Annotated in this window: 26 protein-coding genes; 17 read left to right on the plus strand and 9 right to left on the minus strand. The window is 39.9% G+C overall.

The window, feature by feature from the left end:
- Nucleotides 1-332: 332 nt before the first annotated feature.
- From HWQ43_RS07390 to HWQ43_RS07400, 3 genes are all read left to right on the plus strand, one after another.
- Nucleotides 333-1610 carry a hypothetical protein gene (locus tag HWQ43_RS07390; RefSeq protein ID WP_292731757.1) on the plus strand — a complete coding sequence of 426 codons (1278 nt, stop codon included), beginning with the start codon at nt 333-335 and terminating at the stop codon, nt 1608-1610.
- Nucleotides 1611-1766: 156 nt separating this feature from the next.
- Entirely contained in the window at nt 1767-2276 is a 510-nt protein-coding gene (locus HWQ43_RS07395; protein WP_292731759.1) for an amidohydrolase family protein, read from the plus strand.
- A complete protein-coding gene (locus tag HWQ43_RS07400; RefSeq protein ID WP_292731761.1) occupies nt 2200-3462 on the plus strand; it encodes an amidohydrolase family protein in 1263 nt (420 codons plus the stop codon). The genes HWQ43_RS07395 and HWQ43_RS07400 overlap by 77 nt, the downstream gene beginning before the upstream one ends.
- 43 nt (nt 3463-3505) lie before the next feature.
- Here the strand turns inward: HWQ43_RS07400 and HWQ43_RS07405 are convergent, their stop codons facing one another.
- The gene (locus HWQ43_RS07405; RefSeq protein ID WP_292731763.1) at nt 3506-4009 is read right to left on the minus strand and encodes a helix-turn-helix transcriptional regulator; all 504 of its coding nucleotides are present in this window, start codon (nt 4007-4009) and stop codon (nt 3506-3508) included.
- Between the two features lie 704 nt (nt 4010-4713).
- Here HWQ43_RS07405 and HWQ43_RS07410 point away from each other — a divergent pair.
- Together HWQ43_RS07410 and HWQ43_RS07415 are read left to right on the plus strand one after the other, a co-directional pair.
- Nucleotides 4714-4989 (plus strand): hypothetical protein, encoded by a 276-nt coding sequence (locus HWQ43_RS07410; RefSeq protein ID WP_292731765.1) that lies wholly within the window; start codon nt 4714-4716, stop codon nt 4987-4989.
- A 172-nt stretch (nt 4990-5161) separates the two neighbouring features.
- Nucleotides 5162-6730, plus strand: coding sequence for an HlyD family efflux transporter periplasmic adaptor subunit (locus tag HWQ43_RS07415; RefSeq protein WP_292731767.1), 1569 nt, complete (start codon nt 5162-5164; stop codon nt 6728-6730).
- Nucleotides 6731-6816: 86 nt separating this feature from the next.
- Here HWQ43_RS07415 and HWQ43_RS07420 read toward each other — a convergent pair whose 3' ends face one another.
- Nucleotides 6817-8955 carry a peptidase domain-containing ABC transporter gene (locus HWQ43_RS07420; RefSeq protein ID WP_292731768.1) on the minus strand — a complete coding sequence of 713 codons (2139 nt, stop codon included), beginning with the start codon at nt 8953-8955 and terminating at the stop codon, nt 6817-6819.
- Between the two features lie 217 nt (nt 8956-9172).
- Between HWQ43_RS07420 and HWQ43_RS07425 the strand changes: the two genes are divergently transcribed.
- The 12 genes from HWQ43_RS07425 (at nt 9173) to HWQ43_RS07480 (ending at nt 17907) form a co-directional block, all read left to right on the plus strand.
- Nucleotides 9173-9568: a hypothetical protein gene (locus HWQ43_RS07425; protein ID WP_292731770.1), complete on the plus strand. Its 396-nt coding sequence runs from the start codon at nt 9173-9175 to the stop codon at nt 9566-9568.
- A gap of 181 nt (nt 9569-9749) precedes the next feature.
- A complete protein-coding gene (locus HWQ43_RS07430) occupies nt 9750-10043 on the plus strand; it encodes a type II toxin-antitoxin system HigB family toxin (protein ID WP_292731772.1) in 294 nt (97 codons plus the stop codon).
- 14 nt (nt 10044-10057) lie between these two features.
- Nucleotides 10058-10435 (plus strand): helix-turn-helix domain-containing protein, encoded by a 378-nt coding sequence (locus HWQ43_RS07435; protein ID WP_292731774.1) that lies wholly within the window; start codon nt 10058-10060, stop codon nt 10433-10435.
- A 276-nt stretch (nt 10436-10711) separates the two neighbouring features.
- A complete protein-coding gene (locus HWQ43_RS07440; RefSeq protein ID WP_292731777.1) occupies nt 10712-11125 on the plus strand; it encodes an Mpo1-like protein in 414 nt (137 codons plus the stop codon).
- Nucleotides 11109-12113, plus strand: coding sequence for an aromatic ring-hydroxylating dioxygenase subunit alpha (locus tag HWQ43_RS07445; protein WP_292731779.1), 1005 nt, complete (start codon nt 11109-11111; stop codon nt 12111-12113). Before HWQ43_RS07440 ends, HWQ43_RS07445 begins: the two co-directional genes overlap by 17 nt.
- A gap of 256 nt (nt 12114-12369) precedes the next feature.
- A complete protein-coding gene (locus HWQ43_RS07450) occupies nt 12370-13110 on the plus strand; it encodes a hypothetical protein (RefSeq protein WP_292731781.1) in 741 nt (246 codons plus the stop codon).
- A gap of 5 nt (nt 13111-13115) precedes the next feature.
- Nucleotides 13116-14168 (plus strand): aromatic ring-hydroxylating dioxygenase subunit alpha, encoded by a 1053-nt coding sequence (locus HWQ43_RS07455; protein WP_292731783.1) that lies wholly within the window; start codon nt 13116-13118, stop codon nt 14166-14168.
- A 129-nt stretch (nt 14169-14297) separates the two neighbouring features.
- Entirely contained in the window at nt 14298-15203 is a 906-nt protein-coding gene (locus HWQ43_RS07460; RefSeq protein ID WP_292731785.1) for a ferritin-like domain-containing protein, read from the plus strand.
- A gap of 39 nt (nt 15204-15242) precedes the next feature.
- Nucleotides 15243-16448, plus strand: a complete 1206-nt coding sequence (locus tag HWQ43_RS07465; RefSeq protein ID WP_292731787.1) for a P-aminobenzoate N-oxygenase AurF — start codon at nt 15243-15245, stop codon at nt 16446-16448.
- Between the two features lie 18 nt (nt 16449-16466).
- Nucleotides 16467-16751 carry a 2Fe-2S iron-sulfur cluster-binding protein gene (locus HWQ43_RS07470; RefSeq protein WP_292731789.1) on the plus strand — a complete coding sequence of 95 codons (285 nt, stop codon included), beginning with the start codon at nt 16467-16469 and terminating at the stop codon, nt 16749-16751.
- A 32-nt stretch (nt 16752-16783) separates the two neighbouring features.
- Entirely contained in the window at nt 16784-16975 is a 192-nt protein-coding gene (locus HWQ43_RS07475) for a hypothetical protein (RefSeq protein WP_292731791.1), read from the plus strand.
- Nucleotides 16957-17907: a glycosyltransferase gene (locus tag HWQ43_RS07480; protein ID WP_292731793.1), complete on the plus strand. Its 951-nt coding sequence runs from the start codon at nt 16957-16959 to the stop codon at nt 17905-17907. Before HWQ43_RS07475 ends, HWQ43_RS07480 begins: the two co-directional genes overlap by 19 nt.
- A gap of 116 nt (nt 17908-18023) precedes the next feature.
- Here HWQ43_RS07480 and HWQ43_RS07485 read toward each other — a convergent pair whose 3' ends face one another.
- The 7 genes from HWQ43_RS07485 to rpsB all read right to left on the minus strand — a co-directional run bounded on the left by HWQ43_RS07485 (nt 18024) and on the right by rpsB (nt 25277).
- Nucleotides 18024-18185, minus strand: a complete 162-nt coding sequence (locus HWQ43_RS07485) for a hypothetical protein (protein ID WP_292731795.1) — start codon at nt 18183-18185, stop codon at nt 18024-18026.
- Between the two features lie 148 nt (nt 18186-18333).
- The gene (locus HWQ43_RS07490; RefSeq protein WP_292731797.1) at nt 18334-18663 is read right to left on the minus strand and encodes a hypothetical protein; all 330 of its coding nucleotides are present in this window, start codon (nt 18661-18663) and stop codon (nt 18334-18336) included.
- Nucleotides 18664-18976: 313 nt separating this feature from the next.
- Entirely contained in the window at nt 18977-19324 is a 348-nt protein-coding gene (locus HWQ43_RS07495) for a hypothetical protein (RefSeq protein WP_292731799.1), read from the minus strand.
- Between the two features lie 247 nt (nt 19325-19571).
- Nucleotides 19572-22067 (minus strand): ATP-dependent DNA helicase RecG, encoded by a 2496-nt coding sequence (recG, locus tag HWQ43_RS07500; protein ID WP_292731801.1) that lies wholly within the window; start codon nt 22065-22067, stop codon nt 19572-19574.
- Between the two features lie 91 nt (nt 22068-22158).
- Complete coding sequence (locus HWQ43_RS07505) at nt 22159-23019, minus strand: hypothetical protein (RefSeq protein WP_292731803.1); 861 nt, start codon at nt 23017-23019, stop codon at nt 22159-22161.
- Nucleotides 23020-23285: 266 nt separating this feature from the next.
- Nucleotides 23286-24230 carry a translation elongation factor Ts gene (gene tsf, locus HWQ43_RS07510; RefSeq protein ID WP_292731806.1) on the minus strand — a complete coding sequence of 315 codons (945 nt, stop codon included), beginning with the start codon at nt 24228-24230 and terminating at the stop codon, nt 23286-23288.
- A 252-nt stretch (nt 24231-24482) separates the two neighbouring features.
- A complete protein-coding gene (gene rpsB, locus HWQ43_RS07515) occupies nt 24483-25277 on the minus strand; it encodes a 30S ribosomal protein S2 (RefSeq protein WP_163934263.1) in 795 nt (264 codons plus the stop codon).
- Nucleotides 25278-25382 lie beyond the last annotated feature (105 nt).

Genomic DNA, 25382 nt, shown 5'->3' on the forward strand with positions numbered 1-25382 from the left:
AGTTTACTTTGACGCATTCATTGACCTTGCTACAATTCATATCTGGATTAACAAAATATTATTAGTGGGATAGGTTCAAAAAAGAAGATATAAAAGAGCCACAAGACGGCATAGATGAATGGTGGGTTGATCATAGACAAGGCTATGTCAACCCACGACCTTTTGGGAGTTACTCGGTAGAACGTGATTTTGACAGAATTTTAAACACAGGGGGAGTCTTTGTAATTTTTGCAGATGCCCTTGAAATCCAAAATTATTACTTGGGTTACAAAAATTACTCAGTGTTTCAGCCTAAACTAGAAAGAAATTCTAATAATTGGAATTTTCTGACAATGCTTGGTGATCAAGCTCACTATAAAATTGGAAATGATCATGGTGCTATGCTCAACTTTCCTCAAGAGCTTTCTAAAAATTGGCCAATTATATTATTGCTATCGGAATATTTAGAAGAAGCAACTTATAATTGTACGCTTTCTTTAGGTTCATGGTTAAAAAAAGAATGGCTACCATTGTTAAAAAATAAATTTGGTAATGATGTCGCTGGCTTAATGTTCCCATCAGACGAAAGAAAAGGTTGGATTCTGATTTTACCTAATCTGAAGAGAAAAGCGGCTTTTACTACTGAATTAATTGAGCAGATATTACCCGATTTAGTACCATATCTATTTCCAGAACAAGAATATGCAAGTTGGATACATCGAGTTGAATATACTTTACCTCAAGTGAATAGATTACATCAAAAGATAGTTGAAATACGTGAAGAAACAAATTTAAAGGTAGCAGTTTTAGAACAAGAAATAGAAAATGAGAAAAATACTAATGCTTATCTATTTAATCTACTGACAGAAACAGGAGATGCACTAGTTCAGGCAATCATAAAAACTTTGCAAATATTAGGATTTCAACAAATTAAAGATGTTGATCAGGAATTAGCGGCGCAAGGTATTCAGAAGCAAAACAGGGAAGATTTGCAGATTCATGACTATGAAACAACGCTACTACTTGAAGTAAAGGGAATCAAGAACTTTCCTTCTGATGATGATGCTCTAGCAGTGCAAAAGTACGTTGTACTGCGGATGAGGGAATGGGAAAGCGTTAAGATTCAGGGTCTAACCATAATTAACCACCAGAGACATATTCCACCTCTAGAACGGGATAATGCTTTACCTTTTAGACAAGAAATTTTAGATGTAGCCAAAGAACAACAAATTGGACTTCTAACGACATGGGATTTGCATCGACTAGCAAGAAATTTTGTTCAGAATAAATGGAATCATAAACAAATAAAGGATTTATTCTACCAAGTAGGACGAATAAATATTTTGCCAATTCATTATGAGTTTATTGGCACAATAGAACGTTTTATAGAAAGTAAAGGAATTTTGGGTATAAAAATTGAAGCATCGTCCCTCAGACTTGGAGATAGGATAGCTTTTGAGCTTCCAGTTATCTTTGAAGAGCAAAAATGTGAGTCATTGGAGTTTGAAAAGAATCTTATTGAAGTTGCAGAAGCAGGAATGCTTGTTGGAACTAAAACCCATTTAACTAAGAAAGATGTTCGCATTGGTATGCACGTATACAGAGTTATCTACAACAAAATCGAAGAGTAATAAGTTCTATAACACCTGGGATGCGCTCGCCAATTAACCACAGGTTATCGGTAGATTGATAATTATTCAAATACAAGCGATCGCCATTTTCAAGAAATTCCCAGCCTATAATGACCCTAAACAGATCCAATAACAACCAAAAGGCAACAAAGAATCATGTTGGATTTGCTGATTCAAAACGGATTAATTTTTGATGGTTTAGGATCTGCACCTGTTCGCGGCGATGTTAGGATTGAAAATGGACAGATTGTGGAAATTGCTCCATCTTTATCTGTTGAAGCGCGTGAAGTAGTTGATGCTTCTGGGTTATGGGTTACGCCAGGATTCATCGATATTCATACCCACTACGATTTAGAGTTAGAAATTGCACCAGGATTGAGCGAATCAGTGCGTCATGGTGTTACCAGCGTGGTTATTGGTAACTGTAGCTTGTCTGTTGCGATCGCCCAACCCCAAATCCTGGCTGATATTTTTCAGAGGGTAGAGACACTTTCCCATCGGCTGATTGCAAAATGGTTGAAAAAGTCGGTTTCCTGGCAGACAGCAGCAGAATATTTACAGCATTTGCAACAGTTACCCCTTGGCCCCAATGTTTGGACACAGTGCCTTACGCGCTCATGTGATGGGATTAGAACGCAGTTTAACTGTTCAGCCAACAAAATTTGAACTAAATCTTATGCAGCGTATAGCCAGAGATGCTTTAGACGCTGGCTTTATTGGCATTTCTATTGATATGTTTCCCTGGCATCGGATGAGTGGAGAATGGCAAGGCTGTACAATTCCCTCTCAACACGCCAAATTTAAAGAATATGCAATGTTGGCGGATTTATGTCGGCGGTGCGATCGCGTTTTTCAAGTCACACCCAATTTACAACGACTTGTTTCCTTTGTGGATATTCTGCGTATGGGTTCAGGAATTGGACAAAAACCACTGCGGCTAACAGTCCTCTCAGCCTTAGATGCCGTACACGATCGCAAACTATGGCGAATATTTTCTCCCCTACTTTTTATTTGGAATCGGCTTCTAAATGGGAATGTGCGTTTTCAAACCCTAACTGAACCCTTCACCATTTACTCTGATGGATCTGTGACTCCCTTATTTGAAGAATTCTCCACAGGCGCACAACTCAATGGCTGTCAGTCACGAGAAGAAAGGCAACAATTATGGGCATCGGAAATTTTTCGTCGTCAGTTTCGCCAAGAATGGCTCAGTAAACGGCGTAAATCATTCCATCGTCAGTTAGATTTGATGGAAGTTATTCACTGTCCCGAAGCAAGTTGGCAAGGGTTAAGTTTTGCAGAGATTGCTCGTCAAAAGCAACAAGAACCACTAGATTTATTTATCCACGCATTACAAAAATACGATACAGATTTACGTTGGGTGGCGACAGGGGCAAACGATCGCCTAAAACCCCGTTTAGCGATGATGCAGCATCCCCATATTTTGCCTGGTTTTACTGATGCTGGCGCTCACGTCCGTAATCTGGGCTACTATGATGGAGCTTTATCTTTCCTCAAACAAGCAGTTGCAACGAAGTTTCTTTCACCTGAAGCTGCGATTTGCCGCGTTACCGGAGAACCTGCTGGTTGGTTTCGTCTTGATACGGGAGTTCTGAAAGTTGGTGCTAAAGCAGATATAGTTTTACTCGATCCCAATGCTTTAAATCAGCCAATTAGCCCGCAAGTGCAGATATCTGATCCCGTTTTAGATGGTGAACCTCGGATGGTTAAGCGTGGCTCGGATGAGATTGTACAAGGGGTTTATATTAATGGGGTTCAGGTTGTTTGTCGGGGTAAGGTGAGCGATCGCTTGGGGCGTGAAAAGTTGGGAACTGTTTTGTCTCCTTGTTGAATTATCTTATGCGGAGGCTTGAGAGGGGAGCATTGAATTGCTTTTACCCCACACCAGCAATCACCTGCCCAATATCTTGAGGAGTTGCACCTGTTGCTAACATTGCCCGAATCAACAATTCAATTGATACTGAAGCATCGCCATTTTCAGCTTTAGCAATCCGAGGTTGGCTGGAACTAATTTTAGCAGCGAGTTCACTTTGAGTCATCAGTTCTTGCCGACGGTCTTTCAAGTTTTGGCTGAGAGCTAGCTTAATTTCAACAAAGATAGTTTGTTCGGGTATTATGCCAGTTCTGTATGAAGATGCGCCTATGGTGTAAGAAATAAAGAACGAACCGCCATCGCGCAGCGTCTCGTTAGAGAAGAGCGCCAAGTACGCCTTCTCTACGAGAGGCTTCGCCAACGCGAAGCGTCTCGAAGAGAAGAAATAAGAAATTAAGAGATTTGGCGCAGCTTCACAAAGAAACGGTATTAACTCCAAAAAATCTGAAACTGTGCCAATTTTCCAGCCTTTAGATTCCAAACGTTCTCTCTTTGCTTGCTCCATCACGTTACTCCTGTTGATCGGTATCATATTTGCTCAGACGCTTTTTGCAAATCTCAATTATCTTCTTGGATGTTGTTCTTGTTGTTTTATTAAAAACTTCAACAATCAAAATTGCATCGTCATCTTTAATAACAAATACAAGACCCATTTTTTTCTAATAGTATAGGTTGCATTGATTGCCTCATAAGGCTTCTAGCGATCGCCTGGAGAGTGACAGAAGAGGGCTATCTTGCCCCTGATATCAGCTATGCTATATTTACGCTAATTGATACCTGCTTAGACAATCAATTTCAGGGTAAATAGGTAGAAAAAACTTAGAAAGTTTGTTGATAACTTTAAAGAAATCCTGCAAGACTATAACTAATTCATGATTTTTTTATAAATATTGTTTATATATATAAACACATGAAAAATATTGCATATTGAAAAGCTTGATAAATCTAGTAATAAAGACTATATACCGAATGAAATTCCATAGATTTACTTACTAAGCTTAGATCGGAAAAATAATCCAAATAAATACTGAATCAAGAGCAAAAAAATTGTTATGTTGGCTGCTATCTTTCATAAGTTGGATTGTCAAGTCTGTGTATATACATTCTTTTGGATTAATCTAATTAATAGTTAGAGCCAGAAAGAGTATGATTTTCTTGCTCAAGAGTTAACAAGTTAACCTTCGTATTTATTTATTTTGGAGAATAAGCATGTCTATTAACAAAAATCAAAGCCTAACAATTGAAAATCAAGAAGAATTGTTTGAAGTCTTATCAGATGAATGCTGCGAACAATTAGCAGGAGGTAAAAGTTGGTGGAAGAAAGTTACAAAAACAGTTTCACATGCCACAATAAAAACTTTGAATAATGCAGGCGGCGCAGTGACTCAGGCTGGAGGCATGACAGCACTTGGACTCTACACAGCAGGTGAGCTAGCTTTAGAAGCAACTGGAATGGTGGGAGAGAACCAATTAGACGGAAATTAGACTAATAAAAATTAAACAACTTATTTACCTCATTTCTCAACTCTAGCCGAGAAATCCAATTACTCAAGCTCTGCCTCCTTCAAACAACTAAAGGCAGAGCTTTTTGCTTACTACACTTCAAGTGCAACTGGAAAATTTATAGCTTCTAAAACTCGTCTTGTTCTACTTAACTATGACTAATATTGATATCTCTTTCATCCCAAATTCTCATTCCTTCCCCAAGGTAGAAAAAGTAATACCTCACCCAGAAGAAATTAATCTTAACTCTCTAGCTGCTGCTACTCCAGAAGATTTTTTACCTCCTATCGGTAAATGGACAACTATTGGCGGTTTGGTACTTATAGCTACCTTTGTTGCAGGCGTTACCCTTGCAAGTATCCTCAAATATAAAACCACAGTTAAAGTAGCTGCTACCATTCGTCCAACTGGAGAACTCCGTCTAGTACAAGCTGCTACGGAAGGGATAATAAAAGATATTTTAGTAAAAGGAAATCAGCAAGTTAAACAAGGAGATATCATCGCTATACTTGATGGCTCTCGCCTACAAACGAAGAAAAGCCAACTTCTTGGCAATATTCAACAAACTACCGTTCAATCAACTCAAATAACTGCTCAAATTTCTGCTTTAGATAAACAGACTCAAGCAGAAAGCGAACTAACAAAGCGTGCCACATCTGCTGCTCAAGCTGAACTGCAACGCACTCAAACGGAATATCACAATAGTCAAATTAGCACCACTACGGAAGTAGAAGAATCAGTAGCTAACTTAAAATTAGTTCAAAATGATTTAGAAACAGCCAAAGCAGAATTAAAGTCGGCTCAAGCGAATTCACTTGCAACCCAAGCTTCATTCAAAGCAGCGATAGTCAAAAGCGATCGCTATAAACCGATAGTCAAATCTGGTGCGCTTTCTCAAGATGCATACGAAGAAGTAACTCTCGCAGTTCAACAACAAAAACAAACACTCTTGTCTCAATTAGCAATAGTAGAAGCTCACAAGCAAACTGTAGAAAAGCAACAAGGAGCTGTTGAAGCAGCCCAATCAAGGTTAAACAAAGCCAAAACTACCCTTAACTCCATAGCAGGAATTGCGATCGCTCGTGAAAGAATCGCTCAAGAAAAAGCTAGAGGGGGAGCAACTTTATCTAGACTTCAGCAAGAAAGAGAACAGCTTATTCAACGACAAACAGAATTAGAAAACCAATTAAACAGCTTCAAAAAAGAACTCAAACAAATAGAAATTGAACTTCAAAATATCATAATTCGTGCTTCTGCCTCTGGCACAATAGCACAACTCAATCTACGAAATATCTCTCAAGTCATTGCTTCTGGAGAGATGATTGCCCAAATTGCTCCTAGTGAAGCACCACTGGAAATCAAAGCCGATATTCCTTCTGAGGAAATCAGTAAAATTCGGCTGGGACAAAAAGTGTATATGCGCGTATCTGCTTGTCCCTATCCCGACTATGGCTCTTTACAAGGTACAGTGAGCAGCATTTCTCCAGATGCAATAGAACCTCAATCTAATTTGAATTCTTCTAACTCTTCTTTAGGGATGGGGGGAATTTCACAAACAGGTAGTTACAAGGTGAATATTAAACCAGAAAACTATATATTGAAGATTGCAGGAAAAGAATGTGCTATCCAATTAGGAATGGAAGGAAGCGCTGATATTATCTCTAAAGAGGAAACTGTATTGCAATTTATTTTGAGAAAAGCAAGATTAATATCCAATATATGATACGTATAAGGCAGGAGCTAGAAGGAGAAAAGATAAACAATAATCATTCATAACTCCTCTAAAATAAAAACTTTTGCTTGAGAATATTAGGGAGTTAAAAATTTCAAGTGCTGACCAGGTAGCTGACGTAATTCATTGGGAGTACCAGTCAGCTTCAACTCTCCTGTTTCTAACAGAACAATGAAGTCAGCCCGCTCAATTACTCTAGGACGGTGACTAATCATAATAGTTGTTTGACCCTGACGCTCCGCTAATAAATTATCTAAAACTTTAGTTTCTAATACTGGGTCTAAAGCGCCTGTAGATTCATCTAAGATTAATACTGGTGGATTAGTAACAATTGCCCTGGCTATTGCTAATCTCTGCTTCTGTCCTCCAGAAATATTTGCACCAAATTCTCCTAATATAGTTTGATATTTATCAGGTAAATTGCTAATAAATTCGTCTGCACCAGCTATCTGACAAGCTCTAACGATTTGTTCAAAATTAACTGAAGGATAGGCAAAATGGAAATTTTCAATAATTGAACGACTCCAAAAGTGCGGTTCTTGAGGAATTAATATTATTTGTTGACGGCGGCATTCTAAAGATATGTCTTGCTGATTATAAATTCCATAACGAATATTACCAAATTGCAAGTCATATAATCCGGCTATTAACTTTACCAAAGTGCTTTTTCCACAACCTGATTGTCCGATTAAGGCTGTTACTTTTCCCCCAGGAATGGTGAGAGAGAAATCTTTTAATAAATCAATTCTACCTTGATGATGAAAGTTCAGATTAGTACAAACAACATCTGTATCAGCAGTAATTTCCGCCCAAGGTTTTTTACGATCTTTCTCATCCTCTGCTGTAGCATCTAGGACTTCTGTAAGGCGCTGAATTACTACTTGAGCAGTAATAAATTCATTAACTAAGCCTACCACCGAACTCAAAAAGCCTAAGAAATTTCCACTCATGCCGTTAAAAGCAAGTAATTGACCTATACTTAGGGTGCGATTAATTACAAAGTAGCTGCCTAACCAAAGTAAACCAATATTTGTCAAACTATTGAGTAGAGTTGTAACGGTGGTGCTGTAAAACCCTAGCTTCATGGTACTCCACTTTAAATTAGCGAGGCGACCGTAATTAGCTTGATACTCTTCCCAAGCTTGAGGAGTACCTTGGGTAGTCTTAAGTATTTGGATGCCGCGAAAAGTTTCTACAAGAAAACCTTGAATTTCTGTATTTAAAACAATAGAAGCACGGGTTTTTTGTTGTAAAGCTGGTAAAAACAGCCAATTAATACCCATAACTATCATAAAGACAAATAAGGAAGCTAAAGAAAGCTGCCAACTATAAAAAATCATTATTCCTAAAGAGATGACAGCGATAAAAAATTGACTGGGTAAACCTAAAACAATTTGAGAAACTAAGTTATGAACCCTTTCTATATCATCAATGCGGCTGACAACTTCCCCACTGCGACGGGCTTCAAAATAAGATAAAGGTAAGCGGAGGAGTTTATACCCGTAATCTAAAATTAATCCCAACTCTAGCCTTTGAGCGTATTGTCCTACTAAGTGAGATTGAACAATACCTATAGCAGCTCGAAAAATATTTAAAGTAATAACCGCAATGGCTACGGTAGTTAATAGCTGCATATCTCCCCTCACCAAAACATCATCTGTGAGGAGCTGCATCATTAAAGGAGCAGCCAGAGAAAGAAGTCCAACGACAATATTGATTGCGATCGCTTCCGCAAGTATTTTGCTATAGGGTAAAACTCTTTTGAGGAAACGTCCAAAACTGCCTATATTATCCGATCCCTGTTGATAAAAACGAGTTTCATCTGGAGTTAATAACAGCATGACACCATTCGCCCAACCCTCTAATAACTCTTGACGGTTGAGCTTGCGAATACCTACTGCTGGGTCGGCGATAACATATTTCTGATCTTTTTGTGCGTACAATACAACCCAGTGATATCCTTTCCAGTGAATGATGGCAGGGAGAGAAATTCTATCCAAGCGTTCTATTAATTCAGGAGTTGCTCTCACTGGACGGGCATTAAAACCCAAGTTTTCCGCCCCTCGTCTTAAACTAAGCAGAGTAGTGCCTTGCTTACCTGTACCTACTAATTCTCGCATTTTGTTGATGCCGAAGGTTCTACCGTAGTGTTGTGCTATGGTTGCAAGGCAAGCAGCACCACAATCTTCTTCACTATGTTGTAAAACCGCTTTCATGACAGAAAAATACCCAATTTTTTACTTTATGTTTCCCAATTGGGTTCTGAAATTAACACAACGCTTCCCCTAATTACCACTGCTATACGCACTTTCAATGCCTCCTTTCCCTCTCCCCCGCACAATTATCATTTTCAATAAGATTATTTTGAGTATTTTTACTGATTGACAAAAGATACTTTACCTTAACCTCTCACGGATGATATAGCAGTCACAAATGCAAAATTCTTCATCAGAAAGTCAATCAAACTCAGAATCCTTCAAAAATGACTTTCGTGGAGCAAACGTGGGCAATTTTGCAAACCAAGTTTCCGGTGACGCACGACAGCAAGCAAATCAGCATATCCATTTATCCGAATCGAAGAAGACTCTTGCGGAAGCAGCCGAGGAGATTCAGCAACTCTTGAACCAGTTAGAACAAACGAATCCGACTGCAACAGAGCTAGAAAAAGTGGCTTATGTTAACGATGAAACTACTCCAAGTTTCAAGCGTCGTGTCGCTGGTACGCTCCAAGCTAGTGGGGAAACAGCAATTGACGAGTTTATCTTAGAGAATAAGTATCTTAAAGTTGTCAAAGCGGCTATCAAGGGTTGGTTGCAGCCATATAGTTGAGTGCGATCGCTTTTCCTGTACGCTACCTTAACGAAACATAACGCACTATTTTTATAAGAGTAATACCTACGGCGGGTGGAGCGATCGCTGATTAGGAATGTTAGGCTTAATTCGGGATAAAAGTTAGTATCTCTTCAAGTGACTCTTGATCCCAAAGTGGGATCAAATTATCATAAATGCTATGCGTATTTTATCCCGCAGCGCCCTGCGAAATTTCTGGGAATCTCATCCAGATGCTGAAGAAGCACTAAAAACTTGGTACTATGAAGCCTCTCACGCCGATTGGCAGAGTCCAGTTGATGTTAAAGCCGCTCATGGTAATGCCAGTATTATTGCTAACAACCGTGTCGTATTCAACATCAAAGGCAATAACTATCGGCTCATTGTCGCAATTCGTTATGATATCGGTATTGTTTTTATCCGGTTTATTGGCACTCATATCGAGTATGACAAGATAGATGCAGAAACTATCTAAATAGAGGTTGATGTATGGAATTACGTCCAATTAGAACCCAAGCTGACTATCAAAACGCTCTTCGAGAAATTGAATTGCTGTTTGATGCCGTCCCTAATACACCTGAATGCGATCGATTAGATGTGTTGAGTACCTTAGTAGAAGCTTACGAAAAGGCACATTTTCCCATTGAAAAACCCGATCCTATCGAAGCAATTCAATACTACATGGATACCCGTGGCTGGTCTCGTCGTGATTTGGAGTTATGTCTTGGCAGTCGAGCGAGGGTATCTGAGATACTATCTCGTAAACGCTCCTTGACCTTGGAGATGATTCGGAAGTTAAATCAAGAGTTAGGTATTCCGGCTGAGATTTTGATCCAGCCTTATGATTCAGTGCAAACCTCTGCTTAATAACGGTCAGAAAAAAGCGACGAAATATTAAACCGTGAAAAATTCCTCTATTTTTATGAATGTCAAACTTCAGACTGACAAAGACAAGCTACAGGAAAGCACTAGTATAAACATAAATAAAGAAACAGAAAAAGAGAAGGTTCTATGTTCTCATTGTCAGCGCACTACTACGAATGGTATTAAATGTAAAGGTATTTGTGTAGCTGATAATGACTATTAAAGTATATTTGAGTAAAATTTTTGATGCAGCGAGGCGAAAATTTGTAAGGTTTTGATATGAATTATAATCCTCGACAAAGTTTGAGAAATAGGATTAATAATCAAATTATAGATCATCCTTTTATAGACTATTGGGATATTTTTATTCTTAAACACCAGCATCCAATTAATATTACTCTACACATTCTGGGAATATTCTTTTTTTACAGTTTACTCTTTTATACTTGGAAGTTGCAAAACTTTTGGTTGCTCTTGGGCTTACCGTTAACTCAATTATTGGGATTAACCGGACATTTTTTATTTGAGCGTAGCCATATTGATTTACAAGATGCTGTATTTTCTTGGCGGGCTTCTTATTGTTTAGGTAAAATGTTATTTAGAATTTTGACAGGTAAATATCGAGATGATATTCGCCAACAGCAAGAAATATTCAATAATTATCTATCAAACAATTATGCAAATATTCAATAATTGGAATGTAATTGCTCAGGGTTGGTATATTGCCTGTCCTAGTCATGAAATCCCTAAAAAAACAGCAAAATCTGTAGAAGTATGCGGTCATAAAATTACCATTTTTAGAGGTGAAGATGGGCAAGTACGGGCTTTGGATGCTTACTGCCCTCATTTGGGAACAGATTTAGGAATTGGGAAAGTTGACGGTAATTGGATTCGTTGTGCATTTCATCATTGGGCATTTGATGAAACAGGGCTTTGTCAAAATATTCCCTGTCAATCAGAAATTCCTACTCAAGCCAAATTGCAAGCTTATGCAACAGAGGAAAAGTATGGATTTATCTGGATTTATCCAGATGCTAAAGCACCAGAGGGAGTGGTTGATTTTGATGAATTGAAAGGTAAAAAAATTGTTGCACAAGCTGATATTGCATTTGAAAGAAGTTGCCATCATCATATTTGTATGATGAATGGGATTGATGCTCAACATTTAAAAACAATTCATCATTTAGACATCAAAATGGATCTGTCGCTACTTCGTAGCAAATTAGGGACGCAAATTGACTTTACAATGCGGGGACAATTCCCTCAAACTACTTGGAGAGAAAAGTTAGGTCAAATATTTCTGGGTTCTACATATCAGTATTCAATGCGTTATGCTCATGGTTGCATTGGCTTGTTAACAATGATGAAAGATGTTAGGCTTTTTCCGCCACTGTATATGATATATGCTTATACTCCAATTGCACCTGAAAGAACTATAATTCAACCGATTTATGTAACTGAAAAACGTCAAGGTATTGTGGGATATCTGCTTAGTCAGTTTTTGCTATTCTGTACTCGCTTGGCTTACTATATGCTCAGGGATGAGGATGGCAAAATTTACGACAACATTCGTTTTAATCCGAAGTTGCTCCTTAGTATTGATCAGCCATTAGCTGAATATATGGAGTATGTAAATCAGCTAAAACCGTCTCGATGGTCAAAAAATAGGGGTGTAGAATAGTAGGTTGGATTAGCGACAGCGTAACTTAACAAGAACTTTGGTAATCTTAGGTTTCTTAAGCTAACTACATCTTAATTCTTTGTAGAGTGGGCAATTTCTATCAAACCTTATTGAGAACGCGCAAGATGTGAATATGAGATTGTAGCGTAGATAACCATTTTGCAATCTGTCACATTACACCGTAAATTTACCAAATTGGTCGATAAAGTTTTAAATAAATACATCTTACCAATCGATTTTAGGTAATTTCCGAGTAATGAAGAGTTTGCTGATTCCTGTTCAAAAGTTGCAGCCAAGCGATCGCATCGCCATGTATGCGTTGCTGCAAAATCACTTCCAAGGTATAACCTGGGATGGGTTTCAAATGGATCTAGAGTGCAAAAACTGGGTTTTGTTGTTGAGAGATGAAACATCCAACGCACTCAAAGGATTTTCAACTCTCATGTTATGCCAAACGACTTTTTTGGGAGCAAAAATTAGTGTGGTGTATTCCGGCGATACTATTGTTGATCCTAGTGCTTGGTCGAGTACAACACTACCACGTAGTTGGATTGCCGCCATCAATTTTCTGCGTCAACACTATGCAGAAAATAAACTTTACTGGCTGCTAATTTGCTCTGGTTTTCGCACTTATCGTTTTCTCCCTACTTTTTGGCAAGATTTCTATCCGCGTTATGATGTTACAACACCTGCCGATGTAACAAATCTGATGGTGAGTTTAGCACGGGAATACTATGGTAGTTTATACCAAGAAGCGACTGGTATCGTCCATTTCCCCCATCCCCAAATTCTCTGTGAGGCGTTAATTGAAATCCCCACAGGAAGACAGACTAACCTCCATATCCAGTTTTTTGAAGAAATAAACCCCGGCTATCGATTAGGGGATGAATTGGTTTGTTTAACTGAAATTAACTATGACAATCTCACTCGTGCTGGAAAACGGATGTGGGAGTCAGAATCATCGTTACAATTTGTGCAAGATTGTGTCCTAATTTAACTTTTATGGTATCTACAAACCCAAAATCCAACTTTAACAATCCGACACAATTTATAGAGGGATGGTACTGGACATTACCATCAAAAAAATTAAAGCCTGGCAAAGTAAAAGCTATAACTTTGCTAGGTAGAAATCTGGCAATTTATCGGGGAGTTAGTGGTCAGGTAATAGCTATAGATGCTTATTGTCCACACATGGGCGCTCATTTAGCAGAAGGTAGGGTAGAAGGTGATGGAATTCGCTGCTTTTTTCATAATTGGAAGTACGATAGTCGCGGAATTTGTGTAGATGTTCCTTCTCTCGTAAAACCGCTACCTGTGTGTATTAAAACTTGGCACACAGCAGAAAAATACGGCATGGTTTGGGTTTGGGTGGGAGAAGAAAATCCCAGTTCGCTGCCTTTTGTACCAGAGTTAGAACAGGCAGATTGTGATTATATATTGGGGACTCGCTTTGTCAAAAACTGTCATCCCAATGTCTTACTAATTAATGCGATTGATGCTCACCATTTCAACACAGTACACAATTTGCCTTTAGAGATTGTATTTGATTCTCAAAACCTCAACCCCAATGCTATTACCTTCAGCAACACTACACGCGGAGGGGATGATTCTTGGTTAATTCGCCTGATTCGTCCTCTATATCGCAACGAAGTTACTTATAGTATGTGTTACTGGTATAGCAGTACTGGCACTGTGACGCTAGGCCCGGATTTTCTGCACTTCTACATTATATTTACACTGCGAATGATCGAAGGTGGTAAAACTGAAGGGCAAACAATTCTTGTGACTCCCAAACGTCCGGGATTTTGGGGATGGGTTTTAAATCGTAGTTTGTTATGGTTAACTCAGCAGGTTGGTAATTACTTCGCCAAAGGGGATACACAGGTATTTCAAACAATTCAGTTTGATTTAAAAACTCCTACTAAAGCAGATCAATCTATTCTGGAATTTATTCAGCACGTTAATCAACAAAAAGCCTTAAGCTGGGGAAAGTGGGAAACTGTTAATTATCCAAATATTCAAACTTTATCAACACCTAATAGTAATTCGCTATGAAGATGCAGTTAATTATTAAACGAACCGCCAAGTACGCCAAGTACGCCAAGAGAGAAGGAGTAATCATTAAGTACAAACTCACGGAGAATTGATATAACCCTGAATTCACATTAATTGAACAGGAAAAAAATGGATTTAAAATATAAAATTGTCGGTTTTAACCTACCGCATACAGATAATGATGACCGTTTGCGACGGATATTAACAGCAGCGTTACCTAATCAGAATAATTATGATAGTTCTCCGCAATTAAATTATTGGGATGCTGATTTTTTTAAGTTACATCAAGTCAAAATTTTTCAGCAATCTAATATTAATGAACAATCTGCTATTTTGGAACTTGCTAACCGCAGTCTGTTAGAAGAATCATATTTTATTGAGAAAGCAGGTGTTGGCTACATGGCAAAAATGGTACTTTTAGCAGAAACAGTTGAAGAGCAAATGCTTTATGCATTGTTTACGGCTGATGAAGCTACCCATCTTCACCAAATTAGCCATTTTTTGCCAGAAATAGAAGTAACTAGCACGGACGATCCGTTTTTGCGCTTACTATCAGAAGTGGTTGAAAGTCCAGATAAAACAGTTTTGTTGTTTGTGCTGCAAGTGGTTTTAGAAGGATGGGGTTTAAGCCATTATCGGCGTTTAGCGAAGGAATGCCGCTATCCAGTTTTAGCAGAACTTTTTTCTAATTTTTTACAATCTGAATCCCGTCATCACGCTACGGGAACCACCTTGTTTAATCAAATTACTGTTTCAGCATTTAGTCAAACAACAATTCTTGATGTATTGGCACAGTTTTTGTTTATGGTTCAGGTGGGGCCACAAAGCGTACTTGCAGCAATCGAACAAGTGAAAGGACATCTGACGCGATCGCAAAAAATCAAAATTTTAGAAGAACTAGATACAGAGACTCATAGCGGAACACGATTACAAATATTGCGATCGCTCATGGGGGGAAAATCAGCCCAGTCTATCCTGCAAAATTTAGAAGAACGCGGAGCCTTTGAACCACTCCCCGCCCATCAATGTGTGTAATAAATATCAATCTTATCTCTGCGTTAAATAAAAACGGATATGGAAAAAACTATTCATCGCAAATTACAAATCAACCACACCCGCAACAAACAGCAAGATCATACTGCTTTAATGGATGAAGAAGTTAGCAATTTTCGCTATGAGGATTGCCAAAACGAGTATTGGAACCCAGAGGAATTTTCGCTGCTATATGGTACACCTTTATGGGAACAATCCAGCCAACATCAGCGTATAATTTTGAACCAACTTTACTGGGTAGCTTACTACTCACAAATTGTTTCTGCTGAAATTGCAACTATCTTTTTCAATCAAACCAGTGCAGCCGGACTTTACGCCCAAGAAGATTTTCGCTTAATCTGCGATACCTTAGATTTGGAATCCTCCCAAGAGCGATCGCACATTAACGCCTTCCGCACAATTGCCAAACAGGTTGAACAAGCGTTGTTTGGGGAACTTATCTTTACCTACCCCATGCGTGGCCCCTTTACAGAAACGATGGTTTATGCTGACACCAATGCCCTGAAAACTTGGTGGAAAAAAATTCAACTTCAATACTTTGGGCTGATTTCTGCGAATAATACTTTTTTGGCTTGTCAGTATTTCACTGTCCGGGGAGTGCGGACACTAAACGGCAAGTTAGTACAGCATAAACTCAGCAATTATTATCAAAAACATCCCCATCCTGAAGCTGCTCCAATTCCTGCTAAAATTTCCTATTATCACTTCATGGATGAAAGTTTTCACTTCAATAGTTCGACAATTATATCTCACGATGTTATCACTTGTCTTAAGCCACCAACTGCTTTTGAGCGACTGGTTGCTAATTTAGGATTGCTAGGATGTCAGCGCGATCATTTTCATTTTTCGGCTGCGATTAACGGGATTTTTTGGTACGATCCGGCGTTGTATAGTAATATTTATCGGGTGTTGCGATCGCGCATTTTTGAGATGAGTGACAGGGATGCTAAAGAAATGATGCGGCGTTGTTTTACGGAGGAGTCGGAAGGATTACAACGCAGTTTTTCAACTCATCAGGAGGCGATGAAATCTTATCAAGTGTATGTTGAAAAGCTCGATTATCTTTGGCAACGTAATCGGGATATGTCACTGATGGCTACTAATTCAATTTCTCGATATTTGGCAACTCAAAACAGGGCTTTTCAAGGTTTTGAACATCAAGAGGATTTGATTTTATCTCATGCAGATACGCAGAAGCCCAGAAAGGAATGGAAGAGTGTTGTTTAGGTAAAATTATTGCGTATTATGGCTGACTTCTGTAAAATATCGTTTCCAGGAAGTGATTTTGTTCCTATAACTTTGGAATGTCATCAAAGTTTGTCTGAACATCTCACGATTCAAAATTCACCTGTTTTGTTTGGTTGTCGGACTGGTATTTGTGGCACTTGTTTGGTTGAGGTTATCGGTGATATCTCTCCTTCCCAACGTGATGAACAGGAAACGTTGGAAACTTTAGCAGCTAATCATCCTCATGCGCGGTTAGCGTGTCAAGTTGATGTTACAGGTAATGTTGAAATTCGTAGGATTTAGATGGTGATTTAAACACAACTAAAAGAGCAAGTATGGATTGGTTAGAGCGTGTCACAGAAATTCGTACAACTTGTAACGTGCCAGCACCAGCCCGAAACATTGCTATTGCTAGAATATGGGTAGATGAATCAAGTACGGAACAGTGTCAGCGCCCCATCTGTCCTATTCTGGAGATGGATAAATCAATAGTGTTGTGGGTGAGACTGTGTTTTTCAGCGTTGTGATACCGACTTATAATCGCCAACCGATTTTAGAAAAGTGCCTCCGCGCCTTGGAGTTGCAGGAGTTAAGTCAGCCAAGTTCAGTTACTGATTACGAGATTGTCTTGGTAGATGATGGTTCTACTGATGGCACATTGGAGTGGTTAGCAGCACACAAAGAAGAGTTTACCCATGTGCGCTGCTTTCAGCAAGATCATGCTGGCCCTGCTGCGGCTCGGAATTTGGGGGTAGAACAGGCGTGGGGAGACACAATTATCTTTATTGATAGTGATTTAGTAGTATTGAAGAATTTCCTGCAAGCTCATGCTGACGCCCTAGTAGAGGGGAAAAAGAAATTGGGGAGCGATCGCTTTTTCACTTACGGTGCAGTTATTAATACTTGTAATTTCAACAATCCAACGGCTGAACCCTACAAAGTCACAGATTTTTCAGCAGCTTTTTTTGCTACGGGAAATGTAGCAATTCCTAAACATTGGCTAGATAAAGCGGGACTTTTTGATACTAGTTTTCAACTCTATGGCTGGGAAGATTTAGAATTAGGTGTGCGGCTGAAAAAACTAGGTTTGACACTAATTAAATGTCCAGAAGCCGTAGGATATCACTGGCATCCAGCATTTAACTTAGAGCAAATTCCCCGATTAATTGACCAAGAAATTCAACGCGGACGTATGGGAGTTTTATTTTATCAAAAGCATCCTACATGGGAAGTGCGAATGATGATTCAAATGACTTGGCTGCATCGCTTACTTTGGGGAATTTTGTCACTTAACGGCGCATTGAATGAACGAACAATGGCTCCGTTGTTGCAATGGCTAATTAACTTAGGTAAACCGCAATTAGCTTTAGAAATTGCCCGAATTTTCCTCAACTGGTATAACGTGAAAGGTGTTTATCAAGCTTATGCCGAAATGCAGCAAGTATCGTATCGTGATTGAATAGTGAGGAGTGCAGAGCTAGGTCTAATACCATTTCCAAAAAACTTTGTAACACATGAATCGGTTGTAGGGGCGTATTGCAATCATTGGTGTCAACTTAACGTTATTGGCTAGTTTTAGGGTGTGTGGCGAGGGTTTTGCAACTTGGTGACAGAATACACATCTTGAGAGTTATCGCTTGCTGTGGGTGATTTTGGTAGCAGTTGACAGGGTTGTGGGGTTGTCTTGCTGGTTACAATGTAATCTAGTTTTGCGATCGCACCCAACCCCAAAAACAAACCCCACAGCTAGAGACGCGCTACGGGGTCATAATTGGTGTTGCAAAAACTTTTGTACTCACTACATAAAGTAGATTACTAGAAAAGTTTTAAATTTCAATCTTCTATATCTAGTGTGTATCTGATTGTTTGCAACATAACCAAGACGTTAAAAAAGAAAATGTCCGTTACTAAGTGCATACGTTACCCAAAACCCTCCCTTGTTATCTCTACAAACAAGGTCGTAGTAGTTGTCGCTGCTATTGTACCTTACGGCTTGGATATATGAACCTTCGTGAGTACACCAAGATGTTTTTACATACCATTTCTTACCATTGGCGTAATTAAACCATTTAGAACCTGCCTTATCATAACAAAGAGCATCTCTGCCGCCTTTACCGTCAAAGTTTCCCAATACTATCCGTGCGCCAGAATGTATACACCAATCAGGGGGGGTAACATCTACAGCAGATGCTGACTCTTGGTTCATCAAATTCATACTAAATAATGAAATTGTAACTGCGCTTGCTAAACTAAAAGCTTTAAAAAGTTTAGATGTCTTCATGATTAAATTTATCCACAAAAGTTATTATCCATACACTTAAATTATTTTCAGATATTTGTAGAAAATTAATTAAATACATTACAAAATTTTACACCCTGATTTTATTCCTGTAGCTGTAAGCGTATCGCCTATGGGTGTACGTTATTTGCTGCAAACATCTAAGGATAAAGAGGATACTAAATAACTTAAGTTTGACCGTAGGTATTCTTACACGTTACCTGCGGTCGTTAACTCCAATGATCGCATTTCAAGAATTATTTTTAATCAACTGCAACAAGATAGACTCAAGACTTTGTAATGCAGCGTTTGTGGTGCGCTGATGTTCTTCAAAATTACGTTGATGTTGTTCATGGCTATCACGTAATTCAAGTAACACATCATCCAAAATCGCACTACGACCCAAAACACGATCAACGTTACTGGTTAGCTCTCTCATTTCTTGGCTTAGTTCATCCAGTTGTGCCTGTGTGTTAGCTTGTCTAATGGTTAAATTGTCTAATTGTTCTTGTGTACTAGTTTGTCTTTGTGCCAACCCCAAGATTATTTGTTCAATACGGTCTATTCGGTTAGGGAAATATTCGGGTGTATCAGTCATTTTCCTTGTGTTGAACTCCTACAATTTTACTTTCTCCTTTGATTCAATGTCCTCAAACACCGATAAATATTGTTTTTAGGGCGGCGTGATAGTTAAATTATTTAATCGCTAGCACTACAAACCTGATACAAATAACGCGATTTTCTACTGAGATAACCCTACTAAATAACAATTCCCCAAAGCCATCGCTACAGGGAATCAAAGGGTTATGCGGGTTAGGGGGAATTATTATATATATTATGTCAAATTATGTCAAAATCGCCCCACCCATTAACCGTTCATACCGATACTTCAACTCTTCTTTCATCAAATACCAGCGCTCTAAAGTTGCATCCATTTCTATTATTTTCTCAGCTGCTTGCCGTGCTAAAAGTAAAACTTCCTCATCGTCAACCAAACTCGCCAACGTAAAATCTGGCACTCCCGACTGACGAGTTCCCAGTACTTGCCCTGGCCCACGAAAACGCATATCCATTTCAGAAATGAAAAAGCCATCCTGAGATTGTTCCAACACCTTCAGACGTTGTTGAGCATCAGGACTTCTGGAACTGCTCATCAATAGACAATAAGACTGAGCCGCGCCACGACCGACACGCCCGCGCAGTTGGTGGAGTTGTGATAAGCCAAATCGCTCTGCATTTTCAATGAGCATAACTGTAGCATTAGGTACGTCTACACCAACCTCAACAACGGTAGTAGAAACCAAAATTTGTGTTTGGTTATCACGAAATTTGGTAATCGCTTCATCCTTATGGGCTGAACTCATGCGACCGTGCAGCAGCCCCACTTGAAAGTCTGGAAAAACACTTTCTTGTAGCTTTTGATGCTCGTCAACAGCCGATCGCAGATCCAGTTTTTCTGATTCTTCCACTAATGGCAAAACCACATAAACTTGTCTACCTTGGACAATTTCTCGCCGGATCAGGTCGTAAGCATGGTTGCGTTGCTGACCAGACAATACTGTTGTCTGAATCTTTTGTCGTCCTGGTGGTAACTCATCAATTTGGCTCACATCCAAATCCCCATGTATCGTCAGTGCTAAGGTTCGGGGAATTGGGGTAGCTGTCATAGTTAACACATGAGGTTGATTGCCTTTTTGCTGCAAACGTGCCCGTTGTTCTACCCCAAAGCGATGCTGTTCATCTATCACTACTAACCCTAATTGCTGAAAGTTTACAGGGTCTTGAATTAAGGCATGGGTTCCTACTAACAGAGGTAATTCACCAGTTTCTAACTGGGAGTGTATTTGTCTTCGTTTAGCAGCTTTAGTCGAGCCTGTCAGTAATTCCACTGGTAAATGCAAGAGGTTAAACCAACCAACTAACTTGCGATAATGTTGTTCTGCCAAAACTTCTGTGGGAGCCATCAGGGCCGCTTGGTAGCCAGATTGAATTGCTGCGAGGATAGCTAACACTGCGACGACCGTTTTACCAGAACCGACATCACCTTGCACCAAACGATTCATTGGCACAGGTTTTTGTAAATCGTTGAGAATGTCGTTGAGAACTCGTTGCTGTGCGCCAGTGAGTTTAAAAGGCAGTATTTCGTGAAATTTCTCTACAAGTTGACCGCGTGGAACAAGAATGGCGCTGGTTTGAATCGCTCTTGCTTGCTGTTGACGTTGTAATAAACCGAGTTGTAAGTAGAAAAATTCGTCAAAAACTAGGCGACGACGGGCAACTTGTAGGGCGGCGCTATCACTGGGAAAATGGATATTAGCGATCGCATCTTTTAATTCCATCAAACCATACTTCTGCCGCAAACCACTTGGCAAAGGGTCTTTCAGGTTAGCCGCAGCAGGTAAAGCAGCAATTACCGCCTGTCGCACTGTATTCGCCACCACGCCTTCAGTTAGTCCATAAATTGGTACTACCCGCCCAATATTTAGCGATTCAATCGTATCTCCTGGATTTGCCAAAACCTCTAGTTCTGGATTATCCAGTGTCAAGCCGTATTTACTTTCTTTCACCAATCCACAGGCCGCCAGAATGCTACCTACTGCATAACGGCGTTTTAAACTTTCTTGCCAAGCGCGACTGCTAAAGCGCGTACCTGCGTAAAAACGGCCAATTTTGATTTGACCGCTGTTATCTTTTACTACCAGTTCTAAAATTGATAATTTTTGATTTTTAGGGCTAGAAAAGCAGTTGCAACGCTTCACTGTAGCCACTATTGTCACCGTCTCACCCGCCTGTAACTCGCGGATATTCACCTGACGCGCATAATCAATATGATCGCGAGGATAGTAGAAAAGCAAGTCACGAACGGTATGTAAACCAAGCCGTGCCAAATTATCAGCTTTTTTAAAACCTATTTCAGGTAAATCACTGAGTTTTTGCTCAATTTTTGGTGCAAGTCTCCGACTTACCTCAGTAACAATTGAAGACTTTGGATTTTTAATTTTGGATTGATAAATTCTCCCTTGCTCCTCTGCTCCTCTGCTCCCCTGCTTCCCCTGCTCCCCCTGCTCCTCTTGCTGTAATTGTGATAGATACCTACGAGTCTCTGCTACTAAATGCTGCCTTTCTTCCTGTGCTAGATGTGGATAACTAGCAAATTGCACCGCTAGTCCTTGCCAACGGCGGCGTTCACTATGGGGTAAGCCTGTTGGGAATTTACCCAAAGTTAGGCTCAGAAATTCACTGAAACGGTATTCTCTGCCCATCAAGTCTGTAAAGCCACGTTCAGCTTCTATTGTCAAGGCTTTGTGCAATCGTATCCAATCTGGTTTTTCATTAGTCATTGGTCAGCAGAGTGAGGAGTTAGGAGTGAGGAGTGAGGAGTTAAGAGTTAGGAATAAATAACTCATAACTCATAATTCATAACTCACAACTTTATTCAAACCAACTAGCGCGCCATGCAGCTTCCGCTTCAGCGATCGCTTTTTCTTTATATCTCTTTTTATACTCTCTTCCTAGTTTGTTTAGCTGAACTAAAATACTGCGGATTCGCTTGCGATCTGAGGAAAGTGTCACATCAGCAAATTCAATTTCTCCTAGCCGCAGGTTAATAGCCATGATTTGAGTCAGTCTAGAATCTTCTGACTGTTGCTCATTTTCAATTTCAATTACTAAGTTTAATAAATTGGGTGGCCCTGGCATGACCTCAGCAGATGCTTCTGATGCTGCCGCCGCTGCGGCTAAAATCGGTTCTGGTAATTTTTTCGGTAATACTCCAGCTTTTTGTAATAAAAGATTAGCATCATGCGAAAGTTTTTTCAGTATCTCTTGCGCGACTTCTTCTAATTTCTGTTGCCATTTTGCCAGTTCTATAGGATCTGAAGTGTTGGCAGTGAGATACTGAGAATTAGAAGTGTCCAGAAATAGTGAAGATGAAGAGGGTGTTACTTCCTCATCAACCTCATCGACCTCATCAATTTCATCTTCCTCATCCACCTCATCTTCCGCTGATTCTTCACTTGTAAGATAAATGAGCAATTGTTCAGCTGCCAGTTGACCCAACTTGCGGATGGCTTGTTGCAGTTGTTGGCGCTGATTCAATGACAAATGCAAAAAGTTTTCGGGATACCCTTGGGTACAGAGATGGTAACTCGCCAGAATCAACTGTTTGCGTACAGCTAGCCCCAAGCTATTTAGATAACTAGCATAAGCGCTTTGTAATTCGGTTGCGATCGCTCGGATCGCTTCTTGGAGTGCTGCAATATCCTGCTCAATTCGCTCGATTGCTCTTGCCATGTTTTTTCGCTCTTGCCCATCTGAACCATTACATAGTACAAATGTACAAATTTATTTTAGGATAACTTTCTAGAGAATTTTAGATTTTAATTAAATTAAATGCGATATTTTCTGTCTTTACTAAATAAAATACAGGTCAGGCTATTTGCTTGACCTGTCCTTTAAGCAATTAGGAATTAAGAATTACTAAGTTATGAATTATGAAGCTAACTTCCTATTAACTTCCTATTAACTCCTAACTCCTAACTCCTAACTCCTAACTAATATTACTTAGTGCCCATTTGTGCAGCAACTTCATCAGCAAAGCTCATTTCTTGCTTTTCAATGCCTTCGCCCAGTATATAACGGACAAAGCGAGTCACTTGAATCTCTTCGCCTAATTGTGCCTTCACTTGCTTGATCAAGTCTTCCACGGAAATACTCTGATCGCGAATGTAAGGCTGATCGAGCAAAGTCAATTCTTTCAGGCGTTTTTCAATCCGTCCCTGAACAATCTTTTCTTTGATGTTTTCAGGCTTGTTCGCCAAATCATCCTTGCCCATTTCAATGTCTTTTTCCTTTTGGGCAATTTCGGTGGGTATTTGGTCTACGCTCACATACTCGACATTGGGACAAGCCGCAACTTGCATTGCAGTGTTCCGTGCCAAGGTTTGGAACTCTGAATTAGCAGCCGCTGACTCAGTTTGGGAACCCAGTTCTACCAATACACCAACTCGACCGCCAGTGTGAATGTAGCTGTCTACTACGCCTTGTGTGCCTTCTGCTATTGCAAAATTAACAAAGCGGCGCACTTGGATATTTTCACCAAGAGTAGCAATGGTTTGCTTGATGGATTCTTCTACAGTCGCACTTTCATTCTCAATATAGGGTTGAGCCAGCAAAGACTCAACACTATCAGCTGTCGCTGCTTGCTTTGCTAGATTCTTAACTAAAGCTTTAAAAGCCTCGTTACGAGCAACAAAGTCGGTTTGGCAGTTGACTTCTATGAGTACACCCACTCGACCTTCGGGCTGAATGTAAGTGTCTACTAGACCTTCTGCTGCAATGCGATCGCTTTTTGCTCCCGCCTTAGAAATGCCTTTTTTGCGTAGCCAGTCTGCGGCTTCTTCTACGTTGCCTTCAGTCTCTATCAGCGCCTTTTTGCAGTCCATCATGCCGGCACCAGTTTTTTGGCGTAGCTCTTGGACGAGTTTTGCAGATATTTCCGCCATTTTGCCTCAATTCCTAACTTGACCTCGAGTTATAATCACTCACCTAATTTAGTACTGAGTACTGAGTTTTGAGTACTGAGTTTTGTTAGCGTTAGCGGGGCGTTTAGCCCGTACTGAGTTTTGAGTGTTCAGTTATCAATTTTATTCTTCATTGACAAATCACAACTTACAACTTCAAAAATCAAGACTCAGCACTATTCAATTTGCTGAGTCTTTCTATCTTACTCAGGACTTAGCACTCTTGACTCAGCACTATTCTTCTGTTTCCTCCTCGGGAATTACGGCATCAGTATATTCGGTTTCTTCGTAGTCATCGTCATACTCACTACCGTCGTAATCTTCGTAATCATCTTCAGCATCTAGCTGACCGTGACGACCTTCATAAATGGCATCTGCCAATTTTCCTACTATCAGCTTAATTGATCTGATAGCATCGTCGTTTGCTGGGATGGGGATATCTACTACATCGGGGTCACAGTTTGTATCCAACATGGACACAATGGGAATATTCAGCTTTTGGCATTCTTGAACTGCGTTATATTCCCGGCGTTGGTCTACGATTACCACGATATCGGGTACTTTCCGCATTGTTTTAATGCCACCCAAGTATTTCTGAAGCTTCGTCATTTCCCGACGTAGCATTGATGCTTCTTTTTTCGGCAATAAATCTAGTGCGCCAGTTTCTTCACGGCGTTCTAAATCTTTCAGACGGTCAACCCGTGTTTTGATGGTTGCCCAGTTGGTCAACATTCCGCCCAACCAGCGTTGGTTAATGTAGTGGGAACCACAACGGCTGGCTTCTTGGGCAATAATTCCAGCTGCTTGGCGCTTGGTGCCGACGAAAAGAAATTTCTTCCCTTGTTCTGCGTGCGATCGCATGTAGTTGTAAGCATTATCCATCAACTGGGCAGTTTGCACCAAGTCGATAATATGCACGCCATTGCGGGAAGTATAAATGTAAGGGGACATTTTTGGGTTCCAACGCCGGGTCTGATGCCCAAAGTGAACCCCTGACTCCATCATTTGAGCCAATGAAACTACTGGCATATAATTTTCAACTCCGATTCGGGTTAAACCTCCATCCAAGTGTATTTCCATTGGGAAACACCCGAATTCTTAGATGTGCGAGATTAGTTAACCATACTAGGTTAA

Source organism: Nostoc sp. JL31, assembly GCF_017114965.1.
Lineage (GTDB): Bacteria > Cyanobacteriota > Cyanobacteriia > Cyanobacteriales > Nostocaceae > Nostoc > Nostoc punctiforme_A.